This is a genomic window from Shewanella dokdonensis, assembly GCF_018394335.1.
Classification (GTDB): Bacteria; Pseudomonadota; Gammaproteobacteria; order Enterobacterales; family Shewanellaceae; genus Shewanella; species Shewanella dokdonensis.
Genome location: NZ_CP074572.1, coordinates 780,128 through 796,754, shown reverse-complemented (window position 1 = coordinate 796,754; position 16,627 = coordinate 780,128). Strand labels below are relative to the sequence as shown.

13 protein-coding genes and 3 pseudogenes are annotated in these 16,627 nt (G+C 52.2%); 13 read left to right on the top strand and 3 right to left on the bottom strand.

What is annotated here, in order from left to right; genetic code table 11:
* Positions 1-2: 2 nt before the first annotated feature.
* Positions 3-1,945: pseudogene (locus tag KHX94_RS03790) on the bottom strand (MacB family efflux pump subunit).
* Between the two features lie 3 nt (positions 1,946-1,948).
* Positions 1,949-3,214 carry an efflux RND transporter periplasmic adaptor subunit gene (locus KHX94_RS03785; protein WP_213682422.1) on the bottom strand — a complete coding sequence of 422 codons (1,266 nt, stop codon included), beginning with the start codon at positions 3,212-3,214 and terminating at the stop codon, positions 1,949-1,951.
* Positions 3,215-3,520: 306 nt separating this feature from the next.
* Here KHX94_RS03785 and KHX94_RS03780 point away from each other — a divergent pair, with 306 nt between their 5' ends.
* From KHX94_RS03780 to KHX94_RS03770, 3 genes are all read left to right on the top strand, one after another.
* Positions 3,521-5,449, top strand: a complete 1,929-nt coding sequence (locus KHX94_RS03780) for a methyl-accepting chemotaxis protein (RefSeq protein WP_213682421.1) — start codon at positions 3,521-3,523, stop codon at positions 5,447-5,449.
* A gap of 124 nt (positions 5,450-5,573) precedes the next feature.
* Positions 5,574-7,667 carry a PepSY domain-containing protein gene (locus KHX94_RS03775; RefSeq protein ID WP_213682420.1) on the top strand — a complete coding sequence of 698 codons (2,094 nt, stop codon included), beginning with the start codon at positions 5,574-5,576 and terminating at the stop codon, positions 7,665-7,667.
* A 38-nt stretch (positions 7,668-7,705) separates the two neighbouring features.
* Entirely contained in the window at positions 7,706-8,017 is a 312-nt protein-coding gene (locus tag KHX94_RS03770; RefSeq protein WP_244859315.1) for a ferredoxin reductase domain-containing protein, read from the top strand.
* A 21-nt stretch (positions 8,018-8,038) separates the two neighbouring features.
* Here KHX94_RS03770 and KHX94_RS03765 read toward each other — a convergent pair whose 3' ends face one another.
* Entirely contained in the window at positions 8,039-8,986 is a 948-nt protein-coding gene (locus KHX94_RS03765; RefSeq protein ID WP_213682419.1) for an alpha/beta hydrolase, read from the bottom strand.
* Between the two features lie 231 nt (positions 8,987-9,217).
* Here KHX94_RS03765 and glyA point away from each other — a divergent pair, with 231 nt between their 5' ends.
* The 10 genes and pseudogenes from glyA (at position 9,218) to KHX94_RS03725 (ending at position 16,582) form a co-directional block, all read left to right on the top strand.
* On the top strand, positions 9,218-10,471 hold the full coding sequence (glyA, locus tag KHX94_RS03760; protein WP_213682418.1) for a serine hydroxymethyltransferase: 1,254 nt from the start codon (positions 9,218-9,220) through the stop codon (positions 10,469-10,471).
* A 102-nt stretch (positions 10,472-10,573) separates the two neighbouring features.
* Positions 10,574-11,005 (top strand): annotated as a pseudogene (gene nrdR, locus KHX94_RS20155) (transcriptional regulator NrdR); the annotation flags it as partial.
* A gap of 27 nt (positions 11,006-11,032) precedes the next feature.
* A complete protein-coding gene (gene ribD / locus KHX94_RS03755) occupies positions 11,033-12,157 on the top strand; it encodes a bifunctional diaminohydroxyphosphoribosylaminopyrimidine deaminase/5-amino-6-(5-phosphoribosylamino)uracil reductase RibD (RefSeq protein WP_244859417.1) in 1,125 nt (374 codons plus the stop codon).
* Positions 12,158-12,159: 2 nt separating this feature from the next.
* Positions 12,160-12,816, top strand: coding sequence for a riboflavin synthase (locus KHX94_RS03750; RefSeq protein WP_213682416.1), 657 nt, complete (start codon positions 12,160-12,162; stop codon positions 12,814-12,816).
* 122 nt (positions 12,817-12,938) lie between these two features.
* On the top strand, positions 12,939-13,385 hold the full coding sequence (ribB, locus tag KHX94_RS21365) for a 3,4-dihydroxy-2-butanone-4-phosphate synthase (RefSeq protein WP_342345806.1): 447 nt from the start codon (positions 12,939-12,941) through the stop codon (positions 13,383-13,385).
* Positions 13,357-14,057 (top strand): annotated as a pseudogene (locus KHX94_RS21360) (3,4-dihydroxy-2-butanone-4-phosphate synthase). Before ribB ends, KHX94_RS21360 begins: the two are co-directional and overlap by 29 nt.
* A gap of 104 nt (positions 14,058-14,161) precedes the next feature.
* Positions 14,162-14,638, top strand: coding sequence for a 6,7-dimethyl-8-ribityllumazine synthase (gene ribH / locus KHX94_RS03740; protein WP_213682415.1), 477 nt, complete (start codon positions 14,162-14,164; stop codon positions 14,636-14,638).
* Between the two features lie 11 nt (positions 14,639-14,649).
* Positions 14,650-15,057: a transcription antitermination factor NusB gene (nusB, locus tag KHX94_RS03735; protein WP_213682414.1), complete on the top strand. Its 408-nt coding sequence runs from the start codon at positions 14,650-14,652 to the stop codon at positions 15,055-15,057.
* A gap of 79 nt (positions 15,058-15,136) precedes the next feature.
* The gene (gene thiL / locus KHX94_RS03730) at positions 15,137-16,096 is read left to right on the top strand and encodes a thiamine-phosphate kinase (RefSeq protein ID WP_213682413.1); all 960 of its coding nucleotides are present in this window, start codon (positions 15,137-15,139) and stop codon (positions 16,094-16,096) included.
* 36 nt (positions 16,097-16,132) lie between these two features.
* The gene (locus KHX94_RS03725) at positions 16,133-16,582 is read left to right on the top strand and encodes a phosphatidylglycerophosphatase A family protein (RefSeq protein ID WP_213683315.1); all 450 of its coding nucleotides are present in this window, start codon (positions 16,133-16,135) and stop codon (positions 16,580-16,582) included.
* Positions 16,583-16,627: the final 45 nt, after the last annotated feature.

The window sequence follows — 16,627 nt, the reverse complement described above, 5'->3', positions numbered from 1 at the left end:
CATTACTCCCGGGCCAAGGCTTCTACCGGATCCAACTGGGCGGCATTACGTGCAGGCAAGAAGCCAAACAGTACGCCAATCAAGGTAGAGCAGGCGAAGGCCGCCACAATGGATGTGGTGGAATAGATCATTTTGAAATCAGTGCTGGCAGAGGAGAACGCCGCGCCTATCAGGAACGACAGGGCAATCCCCAAGATACCGCCACACAGGCACACCAGCACGGCTTCAATCAAGAATTGCCGCAAAATATCGCCTTGGCGCGCGCCAACGGCCATGCGTACCCCTATTTCTCGAGTGCGTTCTGTTACCGACACCAGCATGATATTCATCACGCCAATACCGCCAACTACCAGCGATATGACTGCGATGGCCGAGATCAACAAGGTCATGGTGGCAGTCGTTTTTTCAATATTCTGCCGGATGGTATCCGTATTGATAGTGAAGAAATCCTGCGTGCCGTGGCGCATTTTCAGCAGTGTGATAATGCCTTGTTCTGCCGCATTGCTGGGGGCTGACTGGTTGATGCGAACTGTGATCCCGCCAAGATAATGCTGCCCTACCATGCGCCCACCCACAGTGGTGTACGGCACCCAGACCGTAAGTGCATCGTTATTACCAAAAGCACTCTCTTTTTCTGGGTGACGCCAATGATGCGAGCGGGCAGATTGCCAAGAAATATCACCTGACCTAGCGCATCTTGGTTGGGAAACAGCTGTTTTTCGGTGTTGTAATCAATCACCGCTTCCTGTGCTAGTGCATCGACGCTAGCGTCATCAAAATATTGGCCTTCGGCCAGTTCATAGCCGCGTACCCGGAAATATTCCGGGCCGACCCCTGACACCGATGCTGATACCGCCTGATTAGCGTAACGGATAGTGGCACTGGTGCTGATGGTCGGGGTGACGCTGTCAACATAAGGCAGGTTTTTCAGTGATTCGGCATCATTGGCGGTCAGGGTGCGGATGCGTCCGGCGCGCCTATCGCCAAAACCGCTACCAGGGCGAATATCGATGGTATTGGTGCCCATCGAGCTGATGTTTTTCAATATCGCCTGCCGCGAGCCTTCACCCAACGCCACGACTGACACGACCGAGGCAATACCGATAATGATCCCCAACATGGTCAGAAAGGTACGCAGACGATGCGATGACATTGCCAAGAGCGCCATTTTCAGCGCCTCGCTGTATCTATCTAACCCGCCAAACCAACTGCGCTTGGGCTTGGTATCTGCTTTGACATCGGCGATATCGGCACACTGTTGCTTGCGATGATCGGCAAATATCACCCCATCTTTAATTTCGATGATGCGATCGGCATACTGCGCCACGTGCATATCGTGGGTCACAATAATGATGGTATGGCCATCGTGATGCAGCTCCTGCAACAGCGTCATCATCTCTTCACCGCTGTGGCTGTCGAGTGCTCCGGTGGGCTCATCTGCCAGAATCACATCGCCACCATTCATCAAGGCGCGCGCCACACTCACCCGTTGCTGTTGACCACCACTGAGCTGGCTGGGTTTATGATCTAGGCGATCGCCTAAGCCGAGGCGGCTTAGCAGCAGTTCTGCGCGTTCACGACGTTGCTGCCTATCTTTGGCGGCGTAAACGGCCGGTACTTCGACATTGCCGACCGCCGTCAAATCGCCCAGCAGGTGATAACGCTGGAAGATAAAACCGAAATGTTCACGGCGCAGTTCGGCTAATTCATCGGCTTCCATCGCCGAAGTATCCTGACCGTTGATGAAATACTTGCCTTGGCTGGGTTTGTCGAGACAGCCGAGGATATTCATCAAGGTGGACTTGCCGGAGCCAGATGCCCCGACAATAGCGACCATTTCACCGCGCGCTATGCTGAGATTGACGTCTTTCAGCACCGTCAGTTGCTGCTCACCCGCGGCAAACGAGCGATAGACACCGGTGATTTCAAGTAAAGGTTTACTCATCAATTAAAATCTCATTGGCGGGCGACGGAAACGATTATCACTGTCAGAGGACGGCATGCCGATGATCACTTCTTCACCCTCTTTGAGCCCGTCAGTAATTTCAGCATTGATTTTGTTATTGATGCCGACTTTGACATCACGATATTGCACCTGCCCATTTACCAGCACTGGCACCAGATAGTTAACGCCAGCGTTATTCGTTACCGGACGTTTATGTTCGCCAGCAGATGGCTGTGAGGCCGCAGGTGTTGAGTTTTTAGCCGCGGTATTTTGAGGGCGGCCACTCTTTTGCACCAGGATTTGTGCGGGCACCAGCAACACATCTTTGGCTTGTTTCAATACGATAGACACTTGTGCGGTCATGCCAATGCGCAATATGCGATCGGGATTCTCAACATCAAACAACCCGTTGAAATAGATGGCATCAGAATCGCTGGAGGTCATATCTTTGTCGTTGCCATCCATGGAGGTCGGGCCCGGTTCGATGGCACGTAGTTTGGCGCGATACTTGTGGTACGGCTTGCCGAGAATGGTGAAATACACTTCCTGCCCTGGATGGACGTTCACCACATCGGCCTCGGAGATCTGGGCCTTGATGGTCATAGTATCCAACTGAGCAATCTCCACTATGGTCGGGGTGGTTTGATTGGCGTTCACAGTTTGACCGACTTCAACGGCGGTATAAACCACAGTGCCATCCATCGGCGCACTAATGGTGGTGTACCCCAGATTGACTTTGGCGCTGTCGACTTGAATTTCTGCCTGTTCTTTTTGCGCTTGTAACTGTTTCAGTTCCGCTTGGTAAACCGTCAGCGTGGCATCAGCACTTTCATATTCGGCGCGAGAACTGGCATTGTCTGCCAGCATCGCTTTCTGGCGGTCATATTCCAGCTGCGCTTGCTTGATTTGTGCCTGTTTTGCTCGGTATTGCGCATTGATGCTGTTGAGTGATGCTTGGGCTTCTTTCAGATTATTCTGTTGGCTCAAGCTGTCTATCTGCGCAATCAAATCGCCTTTTTTGATTTGCTGCCCCAAGGTCACTGGCAGGTTTTTGATCTGCCCCGATACCTGGGCACCAACACTTACCAGCTTATAGGCTTGCAACATGCCGTTGGCTAGCACAGTGTTTTCAATGTTGCCACGGTGTACCGCTTCAGTCGCGTAGCTTGGCGCTGGCGGCTTACGCATCGTAACGAACAGCACGGCAGCCAGTACAACCAGTGCGATGATCACCAAGATCACCAGTTTGCGTTTGGAAGACTTTTTCATTTTGGCAGTTTTATCCTGATGCCTGTCGGACCTGTGGGCCGAAAATTAGTAATGTCGGCAGTATATCGACATAGGTAGCGCTGCAAATGGGAAAAGTGTAAGGATTACGTAAATTTCCTCAAAAGTTTGTACAAACCCCCGAGATGTCGTTGCTACAGACACATCTCCTTATAAATATTAACTTTTTGAAATAATTTACGGCGCTTGTCGGTAACCGTTTGGCGGCGCTCACTGTCATCTGCGTGTCATCAAAACGTCTTAAACTCGGTCATTGTCCAGGGGTAGGTTCCGGGAAAGCTGCTGTTTATGGTCAGACTCTTGTCAAATGTGTCAAAACTTCCGCATGCACTACTGGCGCGGATGCGACTATCACTCACTCAAAAAGTGATGCTTGGGCTGTTGTTGTTGGTGTTGTGCCTGCTGTTTGGCAGCGTTACCAATATGCTCGCATCAGCGCAGGTGCGGCATCAGGTCGCAACGATGACCGACAAAACCACGCCTCTGGTGCTGAAAGCCAACGCCTTAGCACAAGTGTTACTGAATGCGGATCGCCAGCTAAAGACAGTTCCCGGTATTAAAGATGAACACTTGACCATCACCACTATCAACAATTTTGGCGAGTTACAGCAAAACTTTGCGGCAGCGCTGGCGCAGTTGAAACAGATTGCTGGCGACAACGAAGAGCTGCAATCGTTAATCTCCCCGCTCGATAGCTTGGATGAAGATTATTTCACACAAGGCAAAACCTTAGGGCAGCAACATCTGGCACAGCTACAGGCGCTGACTCAATTGGATGCGTTGCGGCATCAATGGCGTGAAACTGCGGTGGCTGTTGCAGCGCAGGGCGTCGATATTTCCGGTCTGCAAAGTGCGATGTTGCAACTGCTGGAAGCTGAAGATGATTTTGCCATGTCGCGAGCCACTGACGCGGTACAACAGGCGCGGAGCGATGCTGCCGCACAGCCAGCAGCCACGGCGCTCAGTGAATTGCTGGATAAAATGTTGCAGATGCAACAGCAATACATTGCCGCAACCACAGAGTTAGCATCCTTGACCGAGCTAACCGGCGGCAGTATCGATTACGCTACGGCGGTGTTGGGCACGGTCGATCAGGTCGCTCATGAGCGGGTGGAGCAGGGTGCAAACAAGATCCACGGCTCACTGGAACTGGGCTTCTGGTTGTCGCTCGGACTCCTGGGGGTATCATTGCTATTGGCGCTGCTGGTGGCGGTGAATATCTACCGCTCCATTAAGCGTCCGCTGCTGGAATTGCTAGCCGTACAGCGTGCGGCGGTGGGCGGCGATATTACCCGTAATGTGGCTTACCAAAGTCATAATGAGTTTGGGTTACTGGCTGACAGCACCAATCAGCTACTGGCGCATATTCGCCAGTTACTGACGCAACTGAATCAGGGTGCGGCACAGTTAACACAAGTTGCCAGCGAGAATCGGCAACAGGCAGGTGATGCCCACCAATCATTGGAGCAACAACGGCAACAAACGCTGCAAGTCACCGCTGCTATGGGGCAGATGGGCGCCGCGGTGCAAGAAGTGGCACAGTCTGCCGCCGCATCGCTGGACAGCGTGCTGACCATGGAACAGGCGGTAAACTTGGGCCGTGAACAGGTGCGCGAGACTATTGCAGGAAGTCACCGACTGGCGGCACAGTTGCAACAGGCGGCGCTGTCGCTGCAAAGTGTCGATAACTCTTCGCAGCAGATAGGTGGCGTGCTGGATGTTATTCGCGGTGTGGCAGAACAGACCAACCTGCTGGCATTGAACGCCGCCATCGAAGCCGCCCGCGCCGGTGATCATGGCCGTGGTTTTGCGGTGGTTGCCAGTGAAGTGCGTACTTTGGCGCAACAGACCGCCGAATCAGCCAACACCATTAAGAGTATCATTGAGCAGTTGCAACTGGGGGCTCAAAGCACGGTGACGCTCATGCAGCAGTGTCAGCAGCAAATGGATGCCGATCTGCAACAAAGTGCCAAGGCGGATGCCAGTATGGAAGATATTCGCCAGTTGATCGTCACGGTAAGCCGAAACAGTGAACAGATAGCCAGTGCTGCGGTGGAACAACAGAGTACCACGGAACATATTTCGGCAAATCTGCAACAGATTGCCGCCATCACCGAAAACAACTACCAAGGCATTAGCGGATTTGTTAGCGCTAGCCAACATCTGGAACAACTGGTGCAGGCTCAGGATGAGCTGGTACAACAATTCCGTTATTGATCATTTAACCCGTTGTTAATTATTCCATGCCATGCTGCTCATCAGCATAGACAATGCGTTGGGGTTGCCAGCCATTGTTTTATCGGTATCATACACACTAATAAAAATCATTCTCATGTAGATTATGTCTGGAAATTGGCGTCAGCGAATCAGTTTTCGCATTCATCAGTGGTTGGGTCTTGCCAGCGCGTTGGTCCTGTTAGTTGTCGGTGCCACCGGGGCGCTGTTGGCGTTAGAAGATGATATAACGGCCATGTGGCCGAGGCCGGAAGTAGCAGTCGCTGAGCGTTTGCTGCCAATGCCTGAGCTTGCCCCTAAGTTGCAGTTGCCGGGCAAAATGCTGCAACGCATCTATCTGGAGTCTGAACCTCAACTGCCGGGGCGGGCACTTTATCAAGACCGCCAAAGCAAGCAGCGGGAATGGCGGATCTTTAATCCTTATACCGGGGAGATCCTTGGCGCGCGCCCAGCAATTAGCGAATTTTTTGCTGAGGTGATGGCATTACATCGTTGGCTACTGTTGCCCAATTCCATCGGCAGTGTGATCACTGGCACCGCGGCCTTGATGGCGATTATTCTGTTGATCGCCGGGTTTATCCGGCGCGCACCGGATCGTTTAAGCAGTATTAAAGACTGGTTATGGTGGAAGCGTGGCAGCAAGGGCCGACTGGCTTTATGGCAATTTCACGCCGTTTTAGGCACTTGGTTATTTATTCCTATCTTTATCATGGCATTGACAGGCCCTTGGTTTGCCTTTGATTGGTATCGTAGTGGGCTCAAACAGCTGCTGGCTTCTCCAGAACCGCCAACTATCAAGGCCGATGCAAACATAAGCGCCGATGCCGATGCAGTCTGGCGTAGCTTTTTAGCAGTAAAACCAGATGGCCGTTATGCCCGCTGGTATCTGCCCCGTGAAGCCAATGGCGAAGTGCGGGTGCGTTATCTGGAACCGGATGCGCCTCATTCCAGAGCGTATTCTGCGCTGACATTTGATGCGGCTGGTCATCTGCTACAGCAGCAACGTTATGCCGAACTTCGTGGCGGTGATTACCTGTTAGCTAACATGTATGCCTTCCATACTGGCAGTTATTTTGGGCTGCCGGGGCGGGTGATTTGGTCTTTGTCAGGGCTAGCTTTCGGCTCTTTTGCGATTACCGGTATCTGGCTGTTTTTCAATCGGCGGGCGCGTCCTAAGGAACAGGCCAGTGGCACCGCATCGACCCTGATCGCCTATGCCAGCCAGAGTGGTACTGCGGCAGCGTACGGACAGCGACTTAAGCTCTGGTTAGAACAGCAAGGACAGGGTGTCCATCTGCGCTCTATGGCGAATATGCAGCCGCAGGAGTTTGGTGCCTATCAACAGGTGTTGTTACTCGCCGCTACTTATGGTGAAGGGCAAGCGCCTGACAGTGCCTTGCTGTTCCAGCAGCAGTTGGCGGCCGCGGCTGTGAAACTCAACCATGTCAACGTGGCGGTGCTGGCCTTTGGCGACCGTCAATATCAGCAGTTCTGCGCGTTTGGGCATTGGTTAGCCCAGCGCTTCAGTGAACTTGGTGCGGCAACACTGTTGCCACTGCAAGAGGTGGATCGTGGCGCCGAACAAGCGCTGCAAGACTGGAGTGATGCGCTGGCTCAAACATTGAAACTGGAGCATGCATCATTGGCCGCCGATAGTTGGCAGTCGGCTACGTTGCTGGAAAACCGCTGTCTTAATCCCGGCAGCGACAGACCGGTACATCATCTGGAACTAGCACTGCAAGGCAGTTGGCAAGCGGGGGACATTCTTGAGGTGTTGCCCATATGGTCAGAAAGCCGCAGTCGCCAACACTTGCAACTACAAGGGCTGGATGGTGACGTGATGGTCAGCACCCCCGCCGGGATTATGCCGCTCTGGCAAGCGCAAGCGCAGTATCTGGAAGCGTTTACGGTGACAGAACACGGCTTGACGCCTCAGGCGTATGCCAATGCTGCGGCTCCGCTGACAGCCCGTAGTTATTCAATTGCTAGCATGGATAATGCGTTGCAACTGATGGTCAGGCGCGTGCTTAACAGTAACGGCTTTGAGGGGCGGGCGTCTGGGGCGTTGGCAACAGCCAAAGTTGGCAGTGAATGGCAGGTTCGACTGAAACCTCATAGCAATTTCCACCTGCCTCCGGCCGATGTGCCTTTGATACTGCTAGGCGCCGGTACCGGGCTAGCACCATATTTAGGTTTTTAGCGCAGCGGCGCCAACAAGGGTATAAAACGCCCATATGGTTGTTATTTGGTGAGCGTTACGCCGAGCAGGATAACTACTATGGTGCTGAGTTACAGGCGTTTGTGGCTGAAGGCTTGTTGACCCATCTGGATTTTGCCTGGTCGCGGTCTAATGGACGATATGTGCAGCAGTGCCTAGAGGCCGAGGGCGACCGTCTCCAGCATTATCTGCGTGATGGCGCCCATCTCTATGTGTGTGGTGCCATCGAAGGCATAGGTGCCGGGGTACAACAAGTGTTGCAGCAGCTATTGGGTGAGGCTCAATTGCAAACGTTGCAGCAGCAAGGACGTTATCACCGCGATCTTTATTGAATCACTTATTTTCTATCCACATTACTGCACTGCTGGTGTTGACCCCAGCAGTTGCAGCACGGTTTTGAGCCATCTATCCATTAACTGTTGTTCCTGCTGATGCGGTTTTAGCACGGCTGTATGATTGCCCTGTTGCTGATATTGCTGCATCTGCAAGCTATGCAGTTGCGCCGCCCAGCTTTGCGAAATCACTTCGTCCTGCTGGGCACTCACAACCAGTGTTGGCTTATCCCAACCGTTAAGCATGACCCGAAGATCGGTATCAACATCTTTTATACGCAGTTGTTTTAGTGCTTGTTGGGTGCCAGCATTAATACTGGCATCGGGAACTAGCAAACTCAAAAAAGGATCAAAGGCTTTTGCCGCACTGGGGGCTGCCTGAGCTAACGGGCTACTGGGCGCTAATAATACCAAAGCATCGGCAGCGATGGCTTTTGCTAGATAAGTCGCGCTTATCGCCCCCATTGAGTGCCCTAGCACGATTAACGGACGTGTTGTTGGTAGTTGATTAAACCAAGGTTCCAGATAATTGACATCTCGGGCACCGAAACTGAAATCGGCCACAGTGGTGCCCGCTTGCCCGGGTAAGTCTGGCATTAGCGTATGAAAGCCGCGGCTCTGAAAATAGAAACTCCAAGGTGTCATCCAGCTCCAGTTATCACCGTAACCGTGTAATAACACCACGGTTCCTTGAACCTGAAAGTCACTGGCAGTTATCTCGGTTCTGCCACCAAAGACACTGTCTTGCAGCTCCGTGCTCTGTGCGGATTGGGGCCAGGGTGCTCCGCTAACATAATGGATACAAGGCGATTGGCAATCATAGTGTTGTTGTAACTGCATGGCACTGTAAAAATCTGCCGGCGCATTGATGATGGCGGGATGTCGCTGTGGCTCGGCAATCTGGCTGGCAACATAACTGGCGCACCCCGTTAGCAGTGCTAGCAGCGGTGGCAGCAGTAACACTTTCATCTCTGATATTTACCTTGATTGTTATCTCAGCGTTTCCTGATACTGGCATTGCTGTTAGGGTATTGCAAGTGACGGGCTGGCGCGTAAAAAATGGCGGTTGCTGTTCGCAAAGTGAAACACTGTCATCTTCTAGCAGAAGGATTTTCATCACCCGCTGCGCTGGGATTGTGACGCAGAGCAGAGTAGAATACGCGCAACCCTACCGATAAGACTGTCCAGCTGGAGTAACCAATGCTGAAGAAGAGTATGAACATCGCCGATTATGATGCGGAGCTGTTCCAGGCTATTGAAGATGAGAACCGTCGTCAGGAAGAACACATTGAGCTGATCGCTTCCGAAAACTACACCAGTCCACGGGTCATGCAGGCCCAAGGCTCGCAGTTAACCAACAAGTACGCCGAAGGCTACCCTGGCAAGCGCTACTATGGTGGTTGTGAATATGTGGATGTTGTAGAAAACCTTGCGATTGACCGTGCTAAACAGCTGTTTGGTGCCACTTACGCCAACGTGCAGCCGCATTCAGGTTCGCAGGCAAACTATGCCGTTTATATGGCATTGTTACAGCCTGGCGACACTGTGTTGGGGATGAATCTGGCCCACGGCGGTCACTTGACTCATGGCTCTCCAGTTAACTTCTCTGGCAAGCTGTTCAATATTATTCCTTACGGTGTAGATGCACAGGGCAAGATTGATTACGCCGAACTGGAAACCTTGGCTTTGGAACATAAGCCTAAGATGATCATCGGTGGTTTCTCGGCTTACTCCGGTATCGTTGACTGGGCCAAATTGCGCGAAATCGCTGATAAAGTGGGCGCTTTCCTGTTTGTGGATATGGCACACGTTGCTGGTCTGGTGGCCGCAGGTGTTTACCCCAGCCCAATCCCACACGCACATGTGGTGACAACCACTACTCACAAAACATTGGCCGGGCCACGCGGTGGTTTGATCCTGTCTGCCGCCGATGATGAAGATCTGTATAAGAAACTCAACTCTGCGGTATTCCCTGGTAGTCAGGGTGGCCCACTGATGCACGTGATTGCCGGTAAAGCGGTGGCATTTAAAGAAGCGCTGGAACCTGAATTTAAAGCTTATCAGCAGCAGGTTGTGACCAACGCCAAGGCCATGGTTGAGGTGTTTCTGGAACGTGGCTACAAGATCGTTTCTGGTGGTACTGACAACCATCTGATGCTGGTAGATCTCATCGGTCGTGAACTGACCGGTAAAGAAGCCGATGCTGCCCTTGGCCATGCTAACATCACGGTTAACAAGAACTCAGTGCCTAACGACCCACGTTCACCTTTTGTGACTTCCGGTATCCGTATTGGCACACCTGCCATTACCCGCCGCGGTTTCAAAGAAGCAGAAGCCAAACTGCTGACTGGCTGGATCTGTGATGTCTTGGATAACGCCAGTGATGAAGCCGTCATTGCTACAGTCAAAGCCAAAGTGCTGGAACTGTGCGCCCGCTTCCCTGTTTACGGTTAACCTTTTTAAACAGATCGATTAAACTGGCATGGCCGCTGCATTCAGCGGCCATTTTTGTTTCTGTTCCGCTAAGGAACCGTTCCGTTGACTTGCGCAGGAGGCATGATGCATTGTCCATTTTGCAGTGCGACCGATACCAAAGTGATTGATTCTAGGTTGGTGGCCGATGGTCATCAGGTTCGCCGGCGGCGTGAGTGTACTTTATGTCACGAACGTTTTACCACCTTTGAAAGCGCGGAATTGGTGATGCCTCGGGTGATCAAACGTGATGGTTCCCGCCAACCGTTTGATGAAGACAAACTGCGTGGCGGCATGTTACGTGCCGCCGAAAAGCGCCCGGTGTCTATCGATAAAATCGAAGAAGCCATCAACCGGATCAAATCGGCACTGCGTGCCACAGGTGAGCGCGAAGTCACCTCTGAGATGATTGGCAATCTGATGATGGATCAGCTGATTGAGCTAGATAAAGTCGCTTATATCCGCTTTGCCTCTGTGTATCGCGCTTTTGAGGATGTCTCGGAGTTTGGTGACGCTATCGCCAGCCTGGCAGAAGAAATAACCATGTGGTCAACAACTGATATCGCCATGATGAGCCGGGCAATTATGCTGGCTCGCCGTGGCCGTTATACCACTCGCCCCAATCCCAACGTTGGCTGCGTTATGGTCGATAGTCATGGCACCATAGTTGGAGAAGGTTGGCATCAGCGCGCGGGTGGCCCGCATGCCGAAGTTAATGCTTGGCGCATGGCGGGCGATAAAGCCCGCGGTGCTACGGCTTATGTCACGCTGGAGCCTTGTAGTCACTATGGGCGTACGCCGCCTTGTGCTAAAGGCCTAATTGAGCACGGCCTGAAACGGGTAGTGATTGCCATGACTGACCCTAACCCGCAGGTGGCCGGCCGCGGTATTGCTATGTTGCAAGATGCGGGAATCGAAGTCGTCAGCGGCTTGTTAGCCGACGAAGCCAGACAACTGAATCCAGGATTTTTATCACGGATGGAACGTGGCCGGCCGTATGTGACGGTAAAACTGGCGGCCAGTCTTGACGGTAAAACCGCGCTGGCGAACGGCGAGTCAAAATGGATTACTGGCACCGCAGCTCGGCAAGATGTTCAGCGGCTACGCGCATTAAACTGTGCAGTTATCACCGGCATTGGAACTGTGCTGGCTGATGATCCTTCCATGAATGTGCGTTATCCGCAGTTGGGATATTTGCAGCAACAACTCAGCGAAGATGAGCTGTTACAACCCTTACGGGTGGTGCTGGATAGTGCTTGTCGGATGCCGCTTAATGCCCGCCTACTTCAGTTACCTGGCGCGGTGCTGCTGGTGAGTTGCCAGCCATATCCCTCTGAATTTATCAAGGCGCTGCCAGCGCATGTGCAATGTGTGCAGTTCCCCGGCACTGATGGCCGTATCGATTTAGCGGCGCTGCTGCAACATCTGGGGCAAGACTGCAACTCAGTATTAGTCGAAGCTGGTGCTATTTTATGTGGCGCTTTTGTGAGTAGTGGCTTGGCCGATCAGCTAATTTTGTATCAAGCTCCCAAAATTCTTGGCGCTGCTGGCCGCAATTTATTGCAGTTGCCGTCATTCCAGACGCTGTCACAAATTCCAGCACTACAATTAATTGAACAACGTAAAGTCGGCGTCGATAATCGCCTGACGCTGAAATTAGGGTGTTAACCATGTTTACCGGGATCATTGAGGCCGTTGGTCGCCTCAGCCGTATTGAGCGCCGCGGAGATGATATTCGTCTAACCGTGTCCAGCGGCAAGCTGGATTTAAACGATGTGCAGTTAGGTGACAGTATCGCCACCAATGGCGTATGCCTGACCGTGGTTGAGCGGTTAGCCGATGGCTATGTTGCCGATATCTCGGCGGAAACCGTCAGTCTCACTGGTTTTAACCATTATCAAGTTGGTCAGGCAGTGAACCTGGAAAAAGCCGTCACGCCCAGCACTCGCCTAGGCGGACATCTGGTCAGTGGTCATGTCGATGGACTGGCGCGGGTACTGGAAATTAGCGCCCGTGGTCAGGCCACCGAATACTGGCTGGAAGCGCCGCAGGCGTTAGCGCGTTATATTGCCCACAAAGGTTCGATTGCGATTGATGGCGTCAGCCTGACCGTCAATGAAGTCAGTGGTAACCGTTTCCGTTTGACCATAGTGCCACACACGTCTGGCGAAACCACCATGCCATTGTTGAAAGCGGGCGATAGGGTCAATCTGGAAGTGGATCAGATTGCGCGCTACTTGGAGCGGTTGATGCAACAGACATCAGCAGAACAAGCCAGTGGTGGCGTTTCACTGGCGCAACTTGCTCGGGCTGGATTTATCCGCTAGTCGCACTTATTTCCTGGTTATGCACTGGAGCATGGCTGAATACAGGTTAAAATTTATCACACTGAACTACCACAGGGCTGGATACCGCAGCGTGTGGAACCTGAAGTATATGGGGTCGTATCATGGCGTTACACAGTATTGAAGAGATCGTCGAAGATATTCGTCAGGGCAAAATGGTGATCCTGATGGATGATGAAGACCGGGAAAACGAAGGCGATATTATCATTGCCGCCGAAAAAATTACGCCGGAAGCCATTAACTTTATGGCGCGTTATGGCCGTGGACTTATCTGCCTGACCTTGAGCAAAGCGCGTTGTCAGCAGTTGCATCTGCCATTGATGGTGCGTGATAACGGCGCACCGTTTTCTACCAACTTCACCGTATCTATCGAAGCCGCTGAAGGCGTGACTACTGGCATTAGTGCTCAGGATCGAGCCGTCACTGTGCAAAAAGCCGTTGCGAAACAGGCTAAACCGTCAGATCTGGTACAGCCGGGACATATCTTCCCGTTGATGGCGCAAGATGGTGGCGTATTAGTGCGTGCTGGTCATACCGAAGCCAGGCTGTGATCTGGCACGTTTAGCTGGGTTAGAACCCGCAGCTGTGATTGTGGAAGTGCTCAATGAAGATGGCACTATGGCGCGGCGGCCACAACTGGAAGCCTTTGCTGAAACGCATGGCATCAAAGTCGGCACCATTGCGGATCTGATTGAATACCGCAACAACACTGAAACCACGGTGATTTTAGAAGGTAAATGTAAACTGCCAACCCGGTTTGGGGCGTTTGAACTGCATACTTTCCGCGACACCATTGATAACCAACTGCACTATGCGATGGTGCGTGGCGAGATCAAAGATAACCTGCTGGTGCGAGTGCATTTGCAAAATACTTTCCATGATCTGTTGTATTCCGAACGTGACGAAGCCCGCAGTTGGCCACTGGATAAAGCCATGGCACTTATCGGCAAAGAAGGCGGTGTGGTGTTGCTGCTGGGCAATCAGCAACCTATGGCGGATATCATCGCCAAGGTAAAAGCCTTTGAAGCCGAAGACAAAGGCGAGCAACTGCCGCCAGCACGATTGCAAAAACCTCGCAGCGGGTTGGGGTGGGTTCACAGATCCTGGCAACGCTTGGGGTTAAGCGCATGCGTTTACTGAGTTCAGTGAAACGCTATCATTCCTTGGGTGGCTTTGGTCTGGAAGTGACCGAATATATTCCAGATGAGACAGACAGTAATTAAGCGATAATTTCGTAAATCTCAGCGGCGCAGGTGGGGATTGCATGCTATCATAGCGCCAATTTTTGCCCTTAGCTGGGTGCTCTTTAGTTTAGTTAGGTAACGACATGAACGTGGTTCAAGGTAATATCGAAGCAAAAAATGCCAAAGTGGCAATTGTGGTGTCCCGCTTTAACAGCTTTATTGTGGACAGTCTGTTGGAAGGGGCGCTGGATACCCTGAAACGCTTTGGTCAAGTAGATGAAGACAACATCACCGTTGTCCGCGTCCCTGGTGCTTATGAGCTACCTTTGACCGCTCGTCGCGTCGCTGCCAGTGGTAAGTTTGATGGTATTATCGCGCTGGGCGCGGTGATCCGTGGTGGTACACCACATTTTGATTTTGTGGCCGGTGAATGCAACAAAGGTCTGGCACACGTGGCATTGGAATTTGATATTCCGGTTTCTTTCGGCGTGCTGACCACAGATACCATTGAACAGGCAATTGACCGCGCAGGCGTTAAAGTGGGCAATAAAGGCGGCGAAGCTGCACTGAGTCTGCTAGAGATGATCAACGTGCTGCAACAGCTTGAGCAACATCTGTAACGGGAAATAGCATGAAACCTTCTGAGCGCCGCAGAGCCCGCCGTTTAGCGGTACAGGCCATGTATTCATGGCAGTTGAGCGGGAACAATATTGCAGACGTTGAACACGAATTTCTGACCGAGCAAAACATCGATGGGGTTGATGTTCCCTATTTCCGTGAGCTGTTTGTCGGTACAGCTGGCAAACAGGCTGAGTTGGATAAGCTGGTGACACCTTATCTGGAACAACGCCCGCTGGATGAAGTTGATCCGATAGAAAAAGCGATTCTGCGACTGGCTGCTTTTGAATTGACCTATCGTAAAGATACGCCCTTCAAAGTGGTAATTAACGAAGCCATTGAACTGGCAAAGACCTTTGGTGCAGAAGACAGCCATAAGTTTGTGAACGGCATTCTGGACAAGCTGGTCAACAGCAAGTAATTGCGGGACTCGATAAACGGTATCTTCGGGTACCGTTTTTTCATTGGCAAACGGGAGGTCGGTATCGACCAGAGTAACAATGAAAGAATTCCAACTGATCGAACATTACTTTACCGGCCAGAGCCAACACCGCAAGGATGTTAAGCTGGGGATTGGCGATGATTGTGCGCTGGTAAAGCCTGCTGAAAATAAATTGCTCGCAATATCCACCGATACGCTAGTGGAAAATGTGCACTTCTTACCACAAATGCCACCACAGGCGCTGGGTTATAAATCCTTAGCGGTCAACCTGTCGGATTTGGCGGCCATGGGCGCAGAACCCGCCTGGATGACTCTCGCGCTCACCATGCCAACCGCCGATGATTTGTGGCTGCAAGGCTTTGCCTCCGGCCTGTTTGAGGCGGCCGATTATTACATGATTGCTCTGGTGGGTGGCGACACAACCCGCGGCCCCAAATCGATCACTATTACCGTGCATGGCCAGGTGCCTGAAGGCAAGGCGCTGACGCGCAGTGGTGCCAAACCTGGCGATTGGATCTATGTGACCGGCACGCTGGGCGATTCTGCACTGGGGTTGGATATCCTGCGAGGCAGCAGAACCGTGAGTAGCGAGCATCGCGAATTTCTGATTAATCGGCATTACCATCCATCACCACGGGTGCTGGCCGGACAATCGCTGCGTGGCTTGGCCTCCAGCGCTATCGACCTTTCTGATGGGCTTAATTCTGATATCTGCCATGTACTGAAAGCGTCTGGTGTCGGCGCAGTGATCGATGTGGAAAAATTGCCACTATCACCAGCCATGAGTGACAGTGTCACGCTAGAAACCGCGCTGAACTATGCCTTGTGTGGCGGTGAAGACTATGAGTTGCTGTTCACTGTGCCAGAGGCGCAGCGGGGAGCATTGGATACGGCTCTGAGCCATGCTGGCGTGCGTTTTACCCAGATTGGTCAGATCCAGGCAGTAAACAAGCTCAAATTGCAATTTAAGGGCGAAGAGTTTGTGCCGACACAACAGGGATTCGAGCATTTTCAATGAGTTTTTTCTAAAGACAAACGGTTAGCGGCACTTAGCCTGCGTAATCCTATCCATTTTCTGGCGTTGGGTTTTGGCAGTGGTTTGGCCGCGGTTGCACCAGGCACTTTTGGCACCTTGGCTGCCGTGCCCTTGTATCTGTTGCTGAGTTTGTTGCCGCTATCGACTTATGTCATTGTTACCCTGATGGTGTGTGTCGCGGGGATCTATATCTGTGACAAGACCTGTCGCGATCTGGGCGTTCATGACCACAAGGCGATTGTTTGGGATGAAGTGGCGGGTTATCTGTTGACCATGCTGGCTGCTCCGGCCGGCTGGCAATGGCCAATCGTAGGTTTTGTACTGTTCCGTTTCTTCGATATTGTCAAACCTTGGCCAATTCGTTGGTTAGATAGAAACGTGAAAGGCGGACTCGGCGTAATGGCCGACGATATTCTCGCGGGCGTTGTGGCTTGTCTGTTATTGCAGCTAATCGTGTTATGGGTTTAAACCTCGCTGCTTGAAGTGTGTTAGCTAAACCTGCCGACGAATATT